Source organism: Microcoleus pseudofavosus SVA1_A4, from assembly GCF_036700565.1.
In the GTDB taxonomy this organism is placed as follows: Bacteria; Cyanobacteriota; Cyanobacteriia; order Cyanobacteriales; family Microcoleaceae; genus Microcoleus.
The window spans coordinates 23,617-41,314 of sequence record NZ_JAUBPE010000073.1; the positions used below are offsets into that span (position 1 = coordinate 23,617).

The following is a 17,698-nucleotide window of genomic DNA, read 5'->3' on the forward strand; positions in this document are numbered from 1 at the left end:
ATCTCAATAAACTCTAACAAACATGGCTAAAATACCAGATTGGTTAATTTACGCATTAATCTGTTCGCTATTATATGGTTTGTGGGGATTTTTTGGCAATTTAGCGACTAAATATATTGACTACAAAACTGCTTTTGTTTATGAAGCAATTGGCGCTATTTTAATGACTTTATTTATCCTTATCCAAACTAAGAGTTTTAGTTTTGAGGGAGATGTGAGGGGAATTTTGTTTGCCGTATTAGTTGGCATTTGCGGCACTGTGGCGTCATTAGTATTTTTTATTGCCCTTGGTAAAGGTGAAGTTGCTAATGTAGTCAGTGTTACGTCTATTTACCCGCTGATTACTATAGTGTTATCGGCTTTATTCCTGAAAGAGGCTATTACGTTACCGCAAATGCTTGCTGTTTTGTTAGCGATAATTGCAGTGATACTTTCGGCTTATTGAAATTATGGGCGTAGGGAAACGGCACTGCCGTGTCCTCTCTCTCATTCCGGCGCAGCCGGAATTGATATCACTGGAAGTATATAAGGATAACTAAAGCCTTCTTCCTTGTGCTATAACAACAAAAAAGAGGTCGCGCTCGACCTCTTACCCCTCTACTAATCCAGCTTCGGATCTTAAAGTAGACCAGTATTAGCTCCGGGCTTACCGGTAGCCAGTTGCACTTTAATAATTCTGCCGCCCATTTTCATAATTCTTTGCTGTTCCCGGAACCAGTTATCGTAGGGAACCAGCTTAGTAAAATAGGTATTTTGCAATTCGCGCTGAGTGCGGATGCGTGTTTGGCTGGGGACGCAAGCAGTCACCTTAAACATTCTCATGGGAAACTAACTCCTGAGTAGGTTTACAGATTATTAGATGGATTTTTTAAAGATTGAAGGCAGGGAGTTAGGAGTCAAAACTAGCTCGTTAAAACTCGTCGGGCTTTCTCGACAAGCCTTTGACGGTCTAGCAATCACTCTCAACTTCCCTGACCTCTTTTCAAAGCCAAAGGTAACAAGTCCAAAGTTAAAAGAGGCAAGAAATAAATATTTTTCTTTCTTCCTTCTTTCTTCCTTTTTCCTTCTTCCTTCTTCCTGAGTCTTAGCTCAAGCCAGAGGAGATGTAGTCGAAATAGACGCCCATTTCTTTACCAGCGTCAGAACCGACCAAACCGGCGGTGACTTCTTTCATTGCTTGGATTGCTTGTACGGTAGAACCGATGGGCACGCCCAAGGAGTTGTAGGTTTCTTTCAAACCGTTGAGCACGCGCTCGTCGAGGATGGAAGGGTCGCCAGCTAGCATGGCGTAGGTGGCGTAGCGGAGGTAGTAGTCCAAGTCGCGGATGCAAGCTGCATAGCGACGGGTGGTGTACATATTGCCACCGGGACGAGTTACGTCAGAGTACAGCAGAGACTTAGCAACTGCTTCTTTGACGATTGTGGCTGCATTGGCGCTGATGGCTGTAGCGGCGCGGACGCGCAGTTCGCCAGAAGCAAAGTAGTTCTTGAGCTTGTCTAGAGCGCTGATGTCGAGGTACTTACCTTGAACGTCAGAGGAATTGATAACGGCGGTAATTGCGTCTTGCATGGTTGTCTTGTTTCCTTGAAAGTGGCTGAGTCAGTCCAATTTTGGAGCTAGAATTTGGGACTTGGGATTTGGGATTTGAGATTTTCAAGTGGTCGGTTATCTGCAAAAGCTTTTAGCTTGTTACCAGCAACCCCCAATTATTCAATCTAAAATCTATAATCTAAAATCGAAATTCCTTACTGCATCGCACCGATAACGTAGTCGAAGTAAGAGGCAGCTTCGGAAGCGTCTTCTCCAGACAGCAGCGAACTGGCTGCATTTTTCATAGCGCGAACGCCTTCGGCGACGCCTTCAATCGGGGTGCCGAGAGATCTGTACATTTCGCGGACGCCGACAATACCGATTTCTTCGATCGGAGTAATGTCGCCAGCTACGATTCCGTAGGTGATCAAACGCAGGTAGTAATCTAAGTCGCGCAAGCAAGTTGCGGTCATTTCTTCGCCGTAAGCGTTGCCGCCGGGAGAAACAACATCAGGGCGCTTTTGGAAAAGTTGGTCGCCTGCTTGCTTGACGATGCGTTCGCGGGATTCGCTCAAAATTTGGGCGATGCGGACGCGGCGTTCACCAGAGGTGACGAAGCTCTTGATCCGATCTAATTCACCTGGGCTCAAGTAGCGAGCTTCGGCGTCTGCGTTGACGATTGATTTGGTGACGATACTCATCTTGTGTGTACCCGCTGGATATTTTGCAATTGCGAACTGCTCTGCGCTGAGCTAGCGACGGCGGGCGCTTGCATCCCTTACCTTTCATGCTCAAGCAAGAGCTTTGACGGGGAAGGCTGGACTTTCCACAGCCAGCAACGGTTGAAGTTGTTGGCGGGTGACTGCCTTCGGTGCTTGACGGCGCTGGTTCTTCACGCCGGTGCGGTTGTGAGTGCTCGCACTAAGCCTGTCGCTTACAATACCACAAATGACTGATGCGATCTTTAATCTACGATCGAGATTGCAGCAGGCCACTTAGTGGCGATCGAGTGACTGTCGGGCAGTTAGTAAGGATATTATTGCTCCTCTGACACAACTACCTCTCGCAAGTATTTTGAGGCATTATGTTCACATTCTGAGTGTTACTGTAATAGTTTGTAATATTCCTTTTCATATTTGGGCCCTCGCTTGGGTCTTCTCTGTTAAAATTTCACAGATAAAAAAATCGCTATAATTATCTCGCAGCAAGGGTTGCAGGCGATCGAACCCTGAGAGGGATTTGTGGCGGGCGACGGCGCGAAGCTCAAAGACTTTTCCCTGAGAGGGGGACAAGCCGAAGATGGGGGGAGACAGGCGGGAGACAGGGGGGAGATGTGAGACGATCGCACATCTTGCAGCATTCTCAATAAGTCTTGGACGGGCGGGTTCTCCTGCCCACCCCACAAGAAAACTCACTTTTTGTGTTTGTGGAACAGGCCGTCTGGCCTGTTCTTGATAATAGTGCAAGATATCAGATCGTCGGAAATCGTGACTTTCGAGCTTGTAGCTCAATTTGACTTTGACTTTTAACCAGGTGCGCCGTGAAAAGAAATCTATCAGCCCTTAAAAAAGCTTTGCAGTTTGGGATTAGCGGTGCTGTCGGGGGTTTCGCCGGCAATCTCATCACCGAACCTTTCATGCAGGGGCTCACTGGTTCGGAATCTGTTTTTGACAGTGTATTGTCTACAGCTCGCTGGTTTGGATTGGTAGGCGGCGGCATTGCTACTGCGATCGTGTTCGGCTATTATTACTATATCAAAGGCAAGCCCCAAATTAAACAGGCTTTAAAAAATGGGGGATTGTTTGGTTTAATCGCGGGGGCAATTTCTGGGGCGATCGCTGAAGGTATTTTTAGCGGGATTGGCGACGGCGAAAACGAAATATTGCGAGTGATTTGCTGGGGAATAGCTGGCAGTTTGCTAGGACTTGGACTTTCCAAACCGATTCCCAATTTAGGAGCGCTTCGCGGCGCGGGAGGCGGCGGCGTTGGAGGCGTTTTGGGCGGCTGTTTATTTATTCTGTTTGCTTATACTTTATCCGGTACGGCGGGCCGTTTAGCTGGCTGTGCTGCGATCGGTTTTTGGATTGGAATTATGCTAGTTGTGGCTGAAACTTTGTTTAACAAAGCTTGGCTAGTAATTAGTTACGATAGTGGAGTCAATCGCACTCTTACTATTGGTGCGGAACCGGTGACTTTTGGTAGCGATGATAACTTGTCTATTATCTGTATTCCGAATGTTTCGCCCCTGGCTATGCGCTTTCAATTGGAGGCGGGGCAAATTGTTTGCGAAAATTTTGATAGTGGGGCGGTGAGTTATTTGCGATCGGGCGACCAAAAGAGAATCGGCAACTGTACAATTACAGTAGGAAACTCTGACTTGCCAGCCCCAACACCGGCCAATGTTCCGCCTAGTATTATATCAGCTCAGCCCGCAATAAATTCTTTTACCAGCAGCCAATTTTCCTTGAAATTAGGAAGTCGAATTATTCCTCTGAGTGCGGGAACTCAACTATTCACCTCTGACATACCGAGTTTAACAGCCGCAGCATCTAACGGTCTTGTAGCTATAGTCACTTCTCGATCGAGAAACGAGCTTTCGTTAGGATTGACCAATTTGTGCGATCGCGCTTGGTGGGCCACAGACATTCAAGGCGATCTAAAAATGGTAGAACCTGAAAGTACCTTAACTTTGGCATTGGGAACTAAAATCGAATTCGGTGAATTAGACGGCGAAATTGTGTAAGTAAGTAGGTAGGTACAAACTCATCGAATAAAATCATTTACAATAAGCTTTTCATGGGCTGGAAGGATGCCAACCCACCAAAAAAATTCCTCTTTGTGGGACGGGCATCTTGCCCGTTCTATTCACTCTTATTCAAGCAGAACTGCCGCTAACACCAGTCATTACAGCCGCACCAATCAAATGAGCCAAACGCAAAGCTTCAGGAACCTTACCAGTGTCTGTCAAACGCGGGAGCACCAGCGCAATTACTTCGGGTTGTTCGCCGCACACTTGAAAAAAGAAAGGTTCAAAAGCGTAAATTTTACCAGCGCGGCGCAACAACTCTAAACGGTATTCCAAGTCGGGTAAATGGCCGAGGGCTTTTTCAACAGCAGCTAAATTTGGTTGGCGGCGCATGACAGAAACGCACGGAATTTGCAGCCGCGATGCTAACTCGGGAAGGTCAATAATATTGAAGCCGCCGAAAGCAATTCCGTCTAGCAAAACGAGATGCAATTGCGGCAGAAATTTGCCTCCGAGGAGTAGCCCAGAAATAGCATCCGTGGCATCTAATCCGTCTGGGAGGACTTGTCCCCACACCATTCCTTCAAATCGAGTCCCCCCGCAGACTACTCCTGCGATCGACACCAGACTGCCGCTTGTCCGAGAAAAAGGAGCGTCGTCAAAGCCAATAACCTTAATTGTGCGATCGAGCCTCAGCAAATCTGCCAGTTTCAACTTGTGGAGTTTCCTAAGCTAAAGTTTTTGACATTAATTTGACTTCTCGATATAGTATCATATACGTTAAAGACCTCATTACTAAAAATATTTTAGACAATTGGCAAAAAAATACGTAGCAGCGATCGACCAAGGAACAACCAGCACCCGATTTATCGTATTCGATCGCCGGGGACAGATAATTTGCAGCAACCAACAAGAACACCAGCAAATCTATCCGCAACCGGGATGGGTTGAACACGATTGCGATGAAATTTGGCAGTGCACCCAAAGTGTCATTGAAAATGCACTCGAAATCGGCAATATCGACCCGAAAAATATTGCTGCACTCGGTATTGCCAACCAGCGAGAAACTGCAATTGTTTGGAACAAAAACACTGGCAAACCTTACGGCAATGCGATTGTTTGGCAAGATACCCGCACTCACCAAATTTGCGAAAAATTAGCTGAAGTTGAGGGCAAAGATCGATTTCAAAAACGATGCGGTTTGCCGCTGGCAACTTATTTCAGCGGGCCGAAAATTAAGTGGATGTTGGACAATATTTCAGGATTGCGGGAAGCTGCAATTCGAGGGGATGCGATTTTTGGCAATGTCGATACTTTCCTAATTTGGCACCTGACTGGCGGCGCGCACATTACCGATGTTACCAACGCCAGTCGCACGATGCTGATGGATTTGCAAACCCTTGATTGGGATGCCGAAACTTTGGAAATAATGGCAATTCCCCGCCAGATGCTGCCAGAAATTCGCCCTTCGAGTCACGTTTTTGGAACTGCAAAAGGATTGCTTGCAGGTGTTCCGATTGCTGCTGCTTTGGGCGATCAGCAAGCCGCCCTCGTCGGGCAAACTTGTTTCAGTCCCGGGGAGGCGAAAAATACTTACGGTACGGGCTGTTTTATGCTGATGAATACGGGTGAGGCGATCGTCCCTTCAAAGCAAGGATTGCTAACAACAGTCGCCTACAAGATGGGAGAATCGCCCGCTGTGTATGCTTTGGAAGGCAGTATTGCGATCGCCGGAGCTTTAGTGCAGTGGCTGCGGGACAATTTGGGCATCATCAACACATCTGCGGAAGTAGAAACCTTAGCAAATACAGTCGAAGATAGCGCAGGAGTTTACGTTGTCCCGGCATTTTCTGGACTCTACGCACCCTATTGGAAAGACAGCGCGCGGGGAGTAATTGCAGGTTTAACTCGCTACGTGACTAAGGCACACATTGCCCGCGCCGCATTGGAAGCGACAGCATGGCAAACCCGAGAAGTATTGGATGCGATGAATCAGGATTCTGCTGTGCAGCTTTTGTCTTTGAAAGTAGACGGAGGAATGGTGGTAAATCACACGTTGATGCAGTTTCAGAGCGATGTTTTGGGAGTGCCTGTGGTGCGGCCTGTGGTAGCAGAAACTACTGCACTCGGTGCGGCTTATGCGGCCGGTTTGGCGGTGGGTTTTTGGAGCCAGCTAGCCGAATTGCGGGACAATTGGGCGGTGGATTGTACTTGGGAACCGAAAATGCCGATCGCACTTCGCGACCAAAAATATCGCTTTTGGAAAAAAGCAGTTTCCCGCACATTCGATTGGGAAGAATGAATCGCTTAGTTCATCCAAAAATCCCTATTTAATGATATCATCAAATCAGCACTATTTTCAAGCTGCAAATAAATGGTTTCGCTAATTCACTTAAAAAAAATCTTCACCGCCTTTCTATTAATACTGACACTGGCTTTTGTAGAAATCGCCACTAATTCCCAAATTGCCCTGGCAGATACACCTACAAATCCCACAACCACAGCCGAAGTCTTCAGCGCCAACTGTGCAGGTTGTCACATCAACGGTAGCAACATTATCAGGCGCGGCAAAAACTTGAAACAAAAAGCCTTAAAAAAATACGGCATGGATTCTATCGCCAACATTTCTAACTTAGTAACCAACGGCAAAGGTATTATGCCCGCCTACAAAGATCGTTTGTCGGAACAACAAATTATCGATGTTTCAGCTTACGTGCTATCCCAAGCCGAAACCGATTGGAAATAAACCAGACTATGTAGATTGTCAGAGCAGGTTTAGCGCTTAACTTCAGGAAACCAACCAAGCCGAGGTATAATGTAGCCAGGTTTCGCGGGGGAGCATCCCATTTTTGCTTTCATATCATGGACGGTTGCATCAGAATAATATATTTCGATGATATAGCGTGCGAGCGTCTCGCTCGCGGCTAGATCGCGAGCGAGACGCTCGCACTCCTAAAAAACGGCTTTTTACCAAATTGGGATGCTCCCTTTCGCGGTTAACTTTGTCATCCATAAATAATCTTTATACAAAACCTGCCTGCTTTTTCTTTTCTATTGTTCATCCCTTAATAATCTCAATACAAAACCTGTCATTTTTTATTGTAAAAAAGTGTAAATTATCGGAGGTATTGCAAGTTGAAAAAACATTATTGTTGGCGTAGAACTTTAACTGTCATTAGCTTGTGCTTGTATCTAATCTTAGCGGTTAACCCGCCCGCTTTGGCTTCGATTCACAAATATCCAGAAACTGCTGAGACAGTAATGTTCCGATCCGTACAAAGCCTGCGTGATACAGAGGATAAAGCGTGGCAAGTTGTTTTGTACAAGCGGGTAAAGTCGGGAGTAGTAAAGTCTTTAAATCTGAGATTAGTAGGATTTCCCGGAACAGAATTGCAGCATCCTATTCCGCTGAAAGTTGCGGCGGGAAGTCGGGAAATTGGCAAGGCTAATGATATTTGGATCGAGTCGAATTTGCCAATTAATGTCGGAGAATACGACTTCAAATCAATAATTACCAAATTGGAAAGTAATAGACCTTTGCGGTTGAATTTCCCCGTGAAAAATCAACAAGAAACAGAATTGCAGGTTCCTCCTTTTGCTGTCAGAGAATGGCGGCTGTTGTTAGACGGAAACTAAATATACCAATTTAAGCGCACTCTACATTTAAAATCCATACAATTTCCAATGTCACAAATCGCTATGTTTAAATTATGCCTTAAGATAGATTTAACGTAATTGAAGAATAATGTGACCTAACAAAAACTAAATAGATCAATTTAATCGCACTCTACATTTAAAATCGCTACAGTTTCATCGATGTATCAAAAATAACTTTATTTACATAGACCTTAAGGTAGATTTAACCTATTTGAAGGGTAATTATGAAACAAACTAAAAGCTGAGTTAGTCGGTTGACAAAACTTCAGTGTTTTAACGTACGTGTATTCAGGGTGAAGCTACTATGACTTTAATCAGTAAAATTGTCCGAAAAGCTTTGGCAACAGGTTACTTAACGGTTGAGGCCGAAGAACAGTTGCGACAGCAGTTGCAGATGACTAAGTACGGTTTAGAAGATTTTGAGGCTTTTATTAATTTGCAAAAAGAGGTGATGGAAGGTCGGGTGAAACAGCAAGCTTTGGAATTGTTGCGATCGCGCAAATGTTCTGTGGCTGCATGAATCCAGTTCGATCGCCCTTTTGGATAAATTAAGGGCGATCGTTGGCAGTCAGGACTTTACTCCTTATTGATGAGGACTCTTCGTCCTGACTACAAACCACACAGTAAACCACAGGGTCGATCGCACTTTGGGAGAGGATCAGTATCGGCTACTTATTCAATGCTGTTCTTGCTTGTTAATTGATGGGCGCCGGTGGATCGGGAGTATTTACGTTATTAGGGTTTTTAGCTGCTAAAAGTTTCTCCAACTCTCTAATTCTGGTCTGCATTGCTTCTACTTCCGTTTCAGAATAGCGAATCGGAATATGCTGCGGACAGTTCCAATCCCAGCCATCAATTTCAAATACGATCGCTCTTTCCACAGTTGCATCATAGTCTGTATCCCGAACTCGGGCAAGTATTACTGGATCGTCTTCCACAACGCGGGCGCGACCGAGAATCTTGAGGCGCCGGCGATGACGGTAATCCATTAGGAACAAAAATGCTTTATCATTTTCAGCAAGATTTCCCACAGAGATATATTGCACATTGCCACGAAAATCCGCAAATCCCAAAGTTCTCGGATCGAGAATCTTTAAAAATCCCGCTTTCCCGCCGCGAAACTGAATGTAGGGATAGCCATTAGAACTCACAGTGCCTAGATAAAATCCTTCCATACTGGAAATAAATTGCTCTAGATCGGGATTGATGGAATTATTATCTGCACCTTTAGCCACAAAGCGTTCATAGTTCTCGCGGGAACCCATTTTTTCTTGCATGGCTTTCACTGCGGGAGTAAAAGCGATCTTACCAAATTGACGAGGCATAAAATCTAACTCCTTGTCTACTTATTTAACTCGGCGATCTTCAAAATGCCTAGATTCCCAACATGGGAATATAACCAGAGAGTTGCTTCACCCGATCGATCCAATTCAAAACATTGGGATAAGCATCGAGTTCAATCTTGCCATCTCTCGCTAAAGCGATATAGGGATCGATGGCCGCATCTGCGATCGTGGGATGCTCAAACTCTAGCCAAGTGCGCGGACTCTGGCACCCACCCCACAAGAAAATTCACTCTTTGTGGAACAGGCCGGAAAGCCTGTTCATAAAAATGATACGCCCAGCCTGGAAAAATGTTTTTACTGCATTCCTAGCTGTTGCCTTAACGCTTCTGGAACATCAACGGCTGTATCCAAACCTCGAACATTCTCCCAGTTTGTGTTTTCATCCCATTTGACATCGCCAAAAGTGCGATCGCCGAGGTATGCGCCGCCGAGGTATGCGCCGCTGAGGCTTGCGTGGCTGAGGTTTGCGCCGATGAGGCCTGCGCCGCTGAGGTCTGCGCCACTGAGGTTTGCGCCGCTGAGGTCTGCGTCCCCGAGGTCTGCGTGGCTGAGGTTTGCGTAGCTGAGGTTTGCGCCGCTGAGGTTTGCGTAGCTGAGGTCTGCGTGGCTGAGGTCTGCGCCGCTGAGGTCTGCGCCACTGAGTTCTGCGCCGTCGAGGTCTGCGCCACTGAGTTCTGCGCCGCTGAGGTCTGCGCCGCTGAGGTCTGCGTCGTTGAGGTATGCGCGGCTGAGGTATGCGCGGCTGAGGTGTGCGCCACTGAGGTCTGCGTCCCAGAGGTGTGCGTCGCTGAGTTCTGCGCCGTTGAGGTTTGCGCCACTAAGCTTTGCGCCGCCGAGCTCTGCACCACAGAGTTCTGCGCCGCCAAGGTTTGCGCCGCTGAGGTTTGCGCCACTGAGGAATCTCCCAACTGCGTGGAGAAAGTCAAAATACCCAACACAACAGCTATAACCGATAAGACGCAACAACCGACTTGCATCGTCAAGTTTACCTTCAGCATTAGGTTTCCCACAAGGATAAAACACCATTTTGTCTTTAAATTCATCTCTCTCCTGACCGTAACGGTGCAACTCCAACAGCAAAATCATCACATTCAAACCAGCATAAACATCTATTTGTCGCTGCCCCAATTTTTGAGTTTTCAATTGATCTGGCAGTAGGCGCATCTTCTTCTGAGGCAAACTTTCCGGCAGCATATCAATAAATTCCCCATCGCACCACCGCTGATAAAAATATTCCAGGCGCTGGAATAACTCCACAGGGCGAAACAGATTTTCCTCGCCAGGAGCCGCCGGAGTTGTTAACAACCCCATCAAATATTCCACAATTTCTTCCGTCAGCGGTCCATAACCCAACAAATCATAAATTTCCCAGTCCATCTGAGAGTCTTGAGTATTAAATCCTCTACCTTTCTTTCCCGGTTCCGTCCACTCTTCCAGACTTTGTTTCAATCGTTCCGCACACAAAAATTCACCAAAACTCTTGTGTACAAACTCCACAGAACCTTCTTTACTGCCTTGCTGAAGATAAAAAACCGCCAAAGCATTTCTCAGAGGATTATCACCAATCCGTTTTTGTGCTTCTTCAAGTAATGCTTTAACCGAGTTGTTTTCTCTCAATCGTTCCTCAATCATCGCTACAGGAGCGCATTCCCCTCCCGACTGCACCACGCACAACCCTGCTTCTGTAAGGATGCGCCGCAAATCCTCTGTTTCCAATTCTGTTAAATCGCGATTGAGCTTTTCAGACCGCTGTTTTGTGAGTACCCAATTCACAGTTTGGTTGTAAATCAAAATTTTTGCTTGAGTGCTGTTAGTTCTTTGAAAATCCTCAACTTTCAAGATTTTGTCCCGGTGCATCGCCGCTAACAGATAAAGCAATAGTGGCTCTCGCGACAGTTCTAATTTTACATTTTCTGGACAGCATTCATCTTGCAAAAACTGCTGAAAAGAAGAGGTGTTTTCCACCCCGAATAGGGCTTCCCATTTGCTCAACCACTGTTGCTGTATCCCGTCATCCATCACCTGAATTTCGACTCGATCCAAGTTATCGGGCATTTGCCTTTCAATCCCTTGCAAAGCTAAAGTTCTGCCAGTAATCAAAACCCGATGCCCCATTTCCGAATTCTTATTGCAATCCTGCTGAAATTGCCCTACTTGCTTGAGAAATTGCTCTAAACCGCCGCTTTTTCTCCCTTCCATCAGCAACTCGTCAAAGCCATCCAAGAAAAACAAATATCGCGTGTTTCGATCCATCAACCAGCCGTCGTCGCTAGCAAAACTCGCATTAACTGCATTTTTCAGCGTTTCTCGAAAGCTCTTTTGCAATGTGGGAATATCTCGCAGTCGAATTAACACGGGCGTCCAAACTGGATGCAAATGTTGCCGCACCCAGTCAGCAAACATCCGACAAGAAACGCTCTTACCGCGTCCGGGCCCAGCTTCGACAAACATTACCCGATTTTGTTTATTTTCATCCTCAAGCAATTGCTTTGCCCAAGTTTCTAAATCAAAAGCTTCTGCATCATTTATGAGCTTGCCATTTTTATCAATGGGCTTTGCCTTCAGAGGCACGTAGATATCCTTGAATGAGAAATTTTCTGCAAATACGGGTTGTAGCGGTAGAGAGGCAATTTGTTTTTGCAGGTAGGTGTCAATGCTGTGATATTTCTCCTGTTCCTCCCGCCATTCGCTGATAGAAGGCTGTCCAAGATGTTTCATTGCTTCGCCGGAAACTGCCCAAGCTTCGATTAAATAGCGGTGAGTATTAGCAGCAACTCTCTTTGTCAAAATTTGAGCTTCATCGGCATTGAGTCCGGCTTGTTGCAGCCGCTCTGACAGCACTAGGTTGAATTCCGTGGCTAACATCGAATCCCGGAAGCAAATAACAGTGTCTTTGGCTGCTTTATCGTTAAATTCTAAATCTGCCAGTTTTTTAAGCAACTGCTTGACTTTATCGGAAACCGGAGTTTGCCCGATGCGATTTAACAGACTATCGTCTTGTTCAAGAAACTCCTTAAAACTTTCCAGATAAGCCGCTTGACTGACGAGGAAAATGCACTCAGCTAAAGTCGGCTGCTGTTGAGTTTTTTCCATAAAAAACACCAGCAGTTTCGCCGCCATCCCGACAAATGGCAATCCAGTTCCCACAACTTGAGCTAAGGGAGAGTTCAAAACCTCTAGCAGCAAGTTGCTATTGTCCAGCCCTTGTTCTTTGAACATTTTTGCCAATTCGGCGGCTGTTTTCCCAGCTTCTCCGATTCCCTCCGCTGCTTCGGCGGAACACAGTTCTTTGATATCAGTATTTAAGAATTTCCAGATGCGATTTGCCATTTTTACCTGCCCTGTTTCACAAGAGAGAATCTGAGAAAATCTACATTTAACTCTGTAAGCATTCCGTAGTTCGTCGCCACAAATCTGTTCTCAAACTAACAATTAGAAAAGATTAAATACCTTTTACCTTGACAAAACTACAACAATCCGCAATAATAGTAGATTGTCTGTCTAAATCCGGCTCGGATCAGGTTAAGACATTCCAAAAGCTGGAGAGCAGTCAGCCGTCAAAAGTCCACAACGACCAATGACCAATGACTCATCAGCTACCTGTACGGCAATTTCAACCACCATCCCATGACTTACGCAATCATTGAAACCGGCGGCAAACAATTTCGGGTAGAACCAGGCCGCTTCTACGACATCGAACTGCTTCACGTCGAAGCGGAATCCAAAGTCACCATAGACAAAGTATTTCTGATCCAGCACGAAGGCGAGGTTCATATCGGCCAGCCTCTACTAGAAAATGCCAGTGTAGAAGGAACGGTTCTGCGGCATTTCCGGGGCCGCAAAGTCCTCGTCTACAAGATGAAGCCGAAAAAGAAAACTCGGAAGAAAAAAGGGCACCGTCAAGAAACAACTCGCTTTATGATTGACTCCATTAGCGTCAACGGTACAGTCTTAGCCGCCAGAGACTTAACTGAAGCAGTTGTGGAAACTCCCCAAACCGCCGAAACTGATTCAGAATAAAACATAGTAAATACAGTTGAGGATATTATGGCCCACAAGAAAGGTACAGGCAGTACACGTAACGGACGCGACTCTAATTCCCAGCGTCTGGGTGTCAAAAAGTACGGCGGTCAAGTTGTCAAAGCTGGCAACATTTTGATCCGCCAACGCGGCACTAAAGTTCACCCCGGTAACAATGTTGGTATCGGCAGAGATGATACTTTGTTTGCCATGATTGACGGTGTGGTGACTTTTGAAAGAAAAGGCAAAACTCGCAAGAAAGTCAGCATTTATCCTGTTGTAGCAGCACCTGTGGCTGAGCCTGTAGCAGTTTAATTGCGATATTTTGTGGCGTTCCTTAAGTCTCTTTTGTTTGTCTCAAAGTCTCGATCCCCCCTAGCCCCGCTTAATAAGGGGGGGACAAGATTTTTCTCAAAGTCCCTCTTAATTAACGGGATTTAGGGGGACAAGATTCTTCTCAAAGTCCCTGTTAATTAACGGGATTTAGGGGACAAGATTCTTCTCAAAGTCCCCCTTATTAAGGGGGATTTAGGGGGATCGAGACTTGACTGCAAGCGACATTCCTAGGTTCTGCAATTGGTGACAATTTAAGGTTTAATTTGTCACCAATTTGTGGCTAGCCTCCTCCGACAATTGTGACAACTTCTAAGATGTCGCCCTCTTTGATGTGTGTGGTTTCCCAAAATTGTTTGTGCAGAATTTCCCCGTTGTACTCCACAGCCACCAAGCGCGGGTTTAATCCCAATTGTTTTAGTAATTCTGGTAACGGTGTGTCGATCGCACAATTGCGGGTTTCTCCGTTAACTTGCAGCGCAATTTGATTTATCATTAGTTATTAGTTATTAGTTATATCAAATCCGGCGGCATCGGTATTAATATTACCCACAGTCAGGACACGGCAGTGCCGTTTCCCTACAATTATATCCGGGTAGGGAAACGGCACGGTGCGGTGTCCTCGGTTACTAGGTTTTCCCCTGCAAAGCTTTCTGAGCTTTCAGATTCTGCATCCGAATCAACTGCGAGATGAAAAACTGCGTGGCTAAAGTAGGTTGTTCTGCTTCCATAATTGCGCGTACTATCGCAACTCTTTGAGCTCCAGCATTCAATATTTCATCGACGTTGTTGATATCAATTCCGCCGATCGCAAACCACGGAATCGGCGACTTATCAGCAGCATATCGCACATAGTCCAAACCCGCCGCCTGCTTATCAGGTTTAGTCGGAGTGGAGTAAACCGGCCCAACTCCAATATAATCTGCTCCCGCATCAACGGCTCGCTGCATTTCCTCGCCATTCGTAGTCGAACAACCGATAATGCGTCCCGGGCCGAGCAACTTGCGCGCTTCCGCCACAGGCCAATCTCCCTGTCCTAAGTGTACGCCGTCGGCATCGGCTGCGATCGCCAAATCCACGCGATCGTTCACAATCAGCAAAGCATCGTAGCGGTGACAAAGTTCGCAAAGCTTGCGCGCGTTAGCCAGCTTTGCGCCGTCGTCTGAGGTTTTGTCGCGGTACTGTACCAAAGTCAGTCCGCCTTGCAAAGCAGCTTCCACAACTCCCATCAAGTTGTCTCTGGGCGAAGTTACAAGGTATAACTGCGATCGAAGTAACTGCTGGTAGCGCCGGTAAGCCAGCAAATTGCTTTCGAGAGTATAAACCCGATAGCGCATCTGCTTAAAAGCCGCGCCCATATTCCGATCGTAAATTTTGCCATACTCTTCGAGTACCCGCAGAGCTTCTTCCACCCGACAGAAATTCGCCTCCAGTAGCTGCTGGATGCTCGAACGCTGCTCTTCCTGCGGGTGAGTCAACTCCGTCCCCGGATCGGCCGGCGTATCCCTAGCACTTCGCAATTCTGCGACGTGCCAAGCAGCCAATTCTTGACGCAGTTGCTTGCACTCGCCAGCCAAATCGGCGCTGTTGAGACCAAACCTGCACCATTCTTCAATAATTCTCAACCCTTCGCGCGATCGATCTAAATTTGCATCTAAGATCCGGCAGAGGGCTGGCTGTGCCGGTAAAGTTCTGTTTTGTTTGTCGGTCATCAGAACCACCCTAATTATAATTAATCTTACCAATCAACCCGCTATATTCTCCCACGCCGTGAAGATCGTAGCAAAGCGATCGGCCTAATTTTTACCTCAACCGATTTAAATTAGACAAATTTTTAAGTTTTATTGAATTTGAGAAAAACGAAGCATAATAGATCAAACTTGATGAGAGTGAAATCGTTAAGCTGCATACCACACTTGGGAGGAGAGCCGTGAGGTTAGCAGAACAACACCAAAGATTAAGGGAGAACAACCCAAACAGGCGGGCGTATTTAAACTTCGATCGCGAAAACCCGACACGAAACACCGGAGGCGAAACTCGGCTTACAGATAAGTTGCGTTTTTTTATGCTGATTTACTCACAACAGACCTGGTGCAAAGAAAATCGATCGCAAAAATCTTGTCTGAGTTCTTGCCTTCTGCTCGTCTTTGCGATGACCGCCTTTTGCAGCCCTCAACCGTCAGTTATCGCTGCCGGAGTACCGGGAGTGCAGCTACTTTCTCAGACCCTGCAGAGCGACATTAACATACTCTACGTCAGTTCGATCGGGGGTAGCGACACGGGGGGCAACGGGAGCGATCGATCTCCGTTCAAAACCCTTACCTACGCCTTAAGCGTGGCTCCGCCCAAGACAGCGATTTTGCTAGCGCCCGGTACTTACAGCGAGCAAACCGGCGAACAATTTCCATTAATGCTCAGGCCCAGCGTGACAGTTCAGGGAAATCCCAACACTCGCGGTCAGAATATTGTCATCAAAGGCGGAGGATATTTTATCAGTCCGACTTCGGCGGGTCAAAATATCGCGATTTTAGCCGCAGACGGGGCGGGACTCAGCGGGGTGACGGTGACGAATACCAACTATCGCGGTTACGCTTTGTGGATCGAATCGAGTTCTCCGATCGTTGTCAACAATACTTTTTCGGGGAGCACTCACGACGGCATTTCGGTAGTGGGTACTGGAAGGCCGACAATTGGCGGGAATTTTTTCTCGAAAAATGGAGCTAACGGCATCACGATTTTTGGAAGTTCCCAGCCGGAAGTTCGAGATAACGTGTTTGAAAACACGGGATTTGGGGTGAATGTAGCGCAGAACGCTTCGCCTCTGCTGATCGGCAACAAAATTACTCGCAATAAGGATGGCGTGGTGGTGCAAGCTGATGCTAGACCGGTGCTGCGTAACAATTATATCGAGAGCAACCAGCGGGACGGAATTGTGGCGATCGCCAGAGCTCTGCCGGATTTGGGAACTTCGGCCGAACCGGGGGGTAACGTCATTCGCAACAACGGTCAGTACGATGTGAACAATGCGGCGAAAGGTCAAGTAATCCCAGCTTACGGCAATCAATTGCTGAGCAACCGGACGACAGGATCGGTTGATGTGGCGGGAACTTTTAGCCCGCCTGCGCCAATTGGGGGAAGTGCTTTGCAGCTAACTGTCGATCGACCATCCACCACCGGCGGCCCAGAAACTTCTCTCCCTGCTTACACTCCCGGGCCGCTAAGTCCCAGAGTTGAAAGAGCGCCAATTTCGCCACCTGCGCCGATTTCTAGGCGACCGGTGCAAAATCGACCCGCACCGCGAAGCCCTCAGTTGCGGCAAGAGCTTTCTCCGAGGAATGCCGAACCTTCACCCGCAGTCCCGGGGGCGATCGCAATTCCCGTTCCCGATCCCGATTCTCGATCGGGAACGGAAAGTTCGGTACAGCAACCAATTATTCCTCCCAATTTTGATAGTTCGACTTCGGTTTCTTCCGAGGGTAGATTGCCGGTTCCGGGCCGCAACATTCCTCTAGGAAGGGGCGGCTATGTACCTGCTGGTTTAGGGGGGAATTCTTTGCCCGATTCCCGAGAGAATGCGCCGTCATTCGATCGAGCGTCCGCTTTGGGTTTGCGCTATCGAGTTGTGGTGGATGCCAACAGTTCGGGCGATCGACAAAAAATGAAATCTCTCGTTCCCGGTGCTTTTCGCACTTTTGCCAGCGGGCGATCGGTGATGCAAGCCGGTGCTTTTCGGGAGCGCGAAAAAGCTGAGGAATTGGTACAAATGCTCAGCGCTAACGGTTTGAATGCTCGAATTGAGGACATTAAATAGTTATTGGAAATTGGGCATTGGGAATTGGGAATTGGGCATTGGGCATTGGGCATTGGGAATATCCTTTCCGGCTAATCACCGATAATGAGTGTGAAGTGCGAGCTAGAAGCTCGCACTGTTAACCAATAACCGAGCGCAAATAACCAATAACCAATAATCAATAACCAATAACCAATAATATCAATTCCGCTCTTCATCGGAATGATATAAACGGAGGACACGGCAGTGCCGTTTCCCTACCGCGATCAATTGTA

General features: G+C 47.0%; 20 protein-coding genes. 10 read left to right on the top strand and 10 right to left on the bottom strand.

The features are described from left to right. Positions 1–22 precede the first annotated feature (22 nt). Positions 23–445: an EamA family transporter gene (locus QUA02_RS25715; protein ID WP_333031940.1), complete on the top strand. Its 423-nt coding sequence runs from the start codon at positions 23–25 to the stop codon at positions 443–445. Positions 446–618: 173 nt separating this feature from the next. Here QUA02_RS25715 and QUA02_RS25720 read toward each other — a convergent pair whose 3' ends face one another. Next, the gene (locus tag QUA02_RS25720) at positions 619–822 is read right to left on the bottom strand and encodes a phycobilisome linker polypeptide (RefSeq protein WP_006634929.1); all 204 of its coding nucleotides are present in this window, start codon (positions 820–822) and stop codon (positions 619–621) included. Between the two features lie 37 nt (positions 823–859). On the opposite strand from QUA02_RS25720, the gene QUA02_RS25725 reads away from it, so the two are divergent. Beyond that, entirely contained in the window at positions 860–1,081 is a 222-nt protein-coding gene (locus QUA02_RS25725; protein ID WP_333031941.1) for a hypothetical protein, read from the top strand. A gap of 3 nt (positions 1,082–1,084) precedes the next feature. On the opposite strand, the gene apcB is transcribed toward QUA02_RS25725, so the two are convergent. From apcB to QUA02_RS25740, 3 genes are all read right to left on the bottom strand, one after another. After that, the gene (gene apcB, locus QUA02_RS25730; protein ID WP_096829559.1) at positions 1,085–1,570 is read right to left on the bottom strand and encodes an allophycocyanin subunit beta; all 486 of its coding nucleotides are present in this window, start codon (positions 1,568–1,570) and stop codon (positions 1,085–1,087) included. 176 nt (positions 1,571–1,746) lie between these two features. After that, positions 1,747–2,232 (bottom strand): allophycocyanin subunit alpha, encoded by a 486-nt coding sequence (gene apcA, locus QUA02_RS25735; RefSeq protein ID WP_333031942.1) that lies wholly within the window; start codon positions 2,230–2,232, stop codon positions 1,747–1,749. Between the two features lie 429 nt (positions 2,233–2,661). Continuing rightward, positions 2,662–3,042, bottom strand: coding sequence for a hypothetical protein (locus QUA02_RS25740; protein ID WP_333031943.1), 381 nt, complete (start codon positions 3,040–3,042; stop codon positions 2,662–2,664). 29 nt (positions 3,043–3,071) lie between these two features. Here QUA02_RS25740 and QUA02_RS25745 point away from each other — a divergent pair, with 29 nt between their 5' ends. Next, positions 3,072–4,274 (top strand): hypothetical protein, encoded by a 1,203-nt coding sequence (locus QUA02_RS25745; protein WP_333031944.1) that lies wholly within the window; start codon positions 3,072–3,074, stop codon positions 4,272–4,274. Between the two features lie 132 nt (positions 4,275–4,406). Here QUA02_RS25745 and QUA02_RS25750 read toward each other — a convergent pair whose 3' ends face one another. Then, positions 4,407–4,991 carry an endonuclease dU gene (locus QUA02_RS25750; RefSeq protein WP_333031946.1) on the bottom strand — a complete coding sequence of 195 codons (585 nt, stop codon included), beginning with the start codon at positions 4,989–4,991 and terminating at the stop codon, positions 4,407–4,409. A 100-nt stretch (positions 4,992–5,091) separates the two neighbouring features. Between QUA02_RS25750 and glpK the strand changes: the two genes are divergently transcribed. The 4 genes from glpK (at position 5,092) to QUA02_RS25770 (ending at position 8,454) form a co-directional block, all read left to right on the top strand. Continuing rightward, positions 5,092–6,579: a glycerol kinase GlpK gene (gene glpK, locus QUA02_RS25755; protein WP_333031947.1), complete on the top strand. Its 1,488-nt coding sequence runs from the start codon at positions 5,092–5,094 to the stop codon at positions 6,577–6,579. 72 nt (positions 6,580–6,651) lie between these two features. Next, complete coding sequence (locus tag QUA02_RS25760) at positions 6,652–7,023, top strand: c-type cytochrome (protein WP_333031949.1); 372 nt, start codon at positions 6,652–6,654, stop codon at positions 7,021–7,023. A gap of 389 nt (positions 7,024–7,412) precedes the next feature. Next, positions 7,413–7,913 carry a DUF3122 domain-containing protein gene (locus QUA02_RS25765; RefSeq protein WP_333031951.1) on the top strand — a complete coding sequence of 167 codons (501 nt, stop codon included), beginning with the start codon at positions 7,413–7,415 and terminating at the stop codon, positions 7,911–7,913. A 325-nt stretch (positions 7,914–8,238) separates the two neighbouring features. Beyond that, entirely contained in the window at positions 8,239–8,454 is a 216-nt protein-coding gene (locus QUA02_RS25770) for a hypothetical protein (RefSeq protein ID WP_333031954.1), read from the top strand. Between the two features lie 175 nt (positions 8,455–8,629). On the opposite strand, the gene QUA02_RS25775 is transcribed toward QUA02_RS25770, so the two are convergent. From QUA02_RS25775 to QUA02_RS25785, 3 genes are all read right to left on the bottom strand, one after another. Further along, positions 8,630–9,259 (bottom strand): pyridoxamine 5'-phosphate oxidase family protein, encoded by a 630-nt coding sequence (locus QUA02_RS25775; RefSeq protein ID WP_333031957.1) that lies wholly within the window; start codon positions 9,257–9,259, stop codon positions 8,630–8,632. A gap of 49 nt (positions 9,260–9,308) precedes the next feature. Then, positions 9,309–9,500 (bottom strand): glutathione S-transferase family protein, encoded by a 192-nt coding sequence (locus QUA02_RS25780; protein ID WP_333031959.1) that lies wholly within the window; start codon positions 9,498–9,500, stop codon positions 9,309–9,311. 74 nt (positions 9,501–9,574) lie between these two features. Then, the gene (locus QUA02_RS25785; RefSeq protein WP_333031961.1) at positions 9,575–12,610 is read right to left on the bottom strand and encodes a pentapeptide repeat-containing protein; all 3,036 of its coding nucleotides are present in this window, start codon (positions 12,608–12,610) and stop codon (positions 9,575–9,577) included. 297 nt (positions 12,611–12,907) lie between these two features. Here QUA02_RS25785 and rplU point away from each other — a divergent pair, with 297 nt between their 5' ends. Beyond that, the gene (gene rplU, locus QUA02_RS25790; protein ID WP_333031963.1) at positions 12,908–13,300 is read left to right on the top strand and encodes a 50S ribosomal protein L21; all 393 of its coding nucleotides are present in this window, start codon (positions 12,908–12,910) and stop codon (positions 13,298–13,300) included. A gap of 27 nt (positions 13,301–13,327) precedes the next feature. Further along, positions 13,328–13,615, top strand: a complete 288-nt coding sequence (rpmA, locus tag QUA02_RS25795) for a 50S ribosomal protein L27 (protein WP_333031965.1) — start codon at positions 13,328–13,330, stop codon at positions 13,613–13,615. Positions 13,616–13,916: 301 nt separating this feature from the next. Here rpmA and thiS read toward each other — a convergent pair whose 3' ends face one another. Continuing rightward, positions 13,917–14,129: a sulfur carrier protein ThiS gene (gene thiS / locus QUA02_RS25800; RefSeq protein ID WP_332980304.1), complete on the bottom strand. Its 213-nt coding sequence runs from the start codon at positions 14,127–14,129 to the stop codon at positions 13,917–13,919. A gap of 133 nt (positions 14,130–14,262) precedes the next feature. Further along, entirely contained in the window at positions 14,263–15,345 is a 1,083-nt protein-coding gene (locus QUA02_RS25805; RefSeq protein ID WP_333031966.1) for a thiamine phosphate synthase, read from the bottom strand. A gap of 218 nt (positions 15,346–15,563) precedes the next feature. Here QUA02_RS25805 and QUA02_RS25810 point away from each other — a divergent pair, with 218 nt between their 5' ends. Next, complete coding sequence (locus tag QUA02_RS25810) at positions 15,564–17,444, top strand: DUF1565 domain-containing protein (RefSeq protein WP_333031967.1); 1,881 nt, start codon at positions 15,564–15,566, stop codon at positions 17,442–17,444. Positions 17,445–17,698 lie beyond the last annotated feature (254 nt).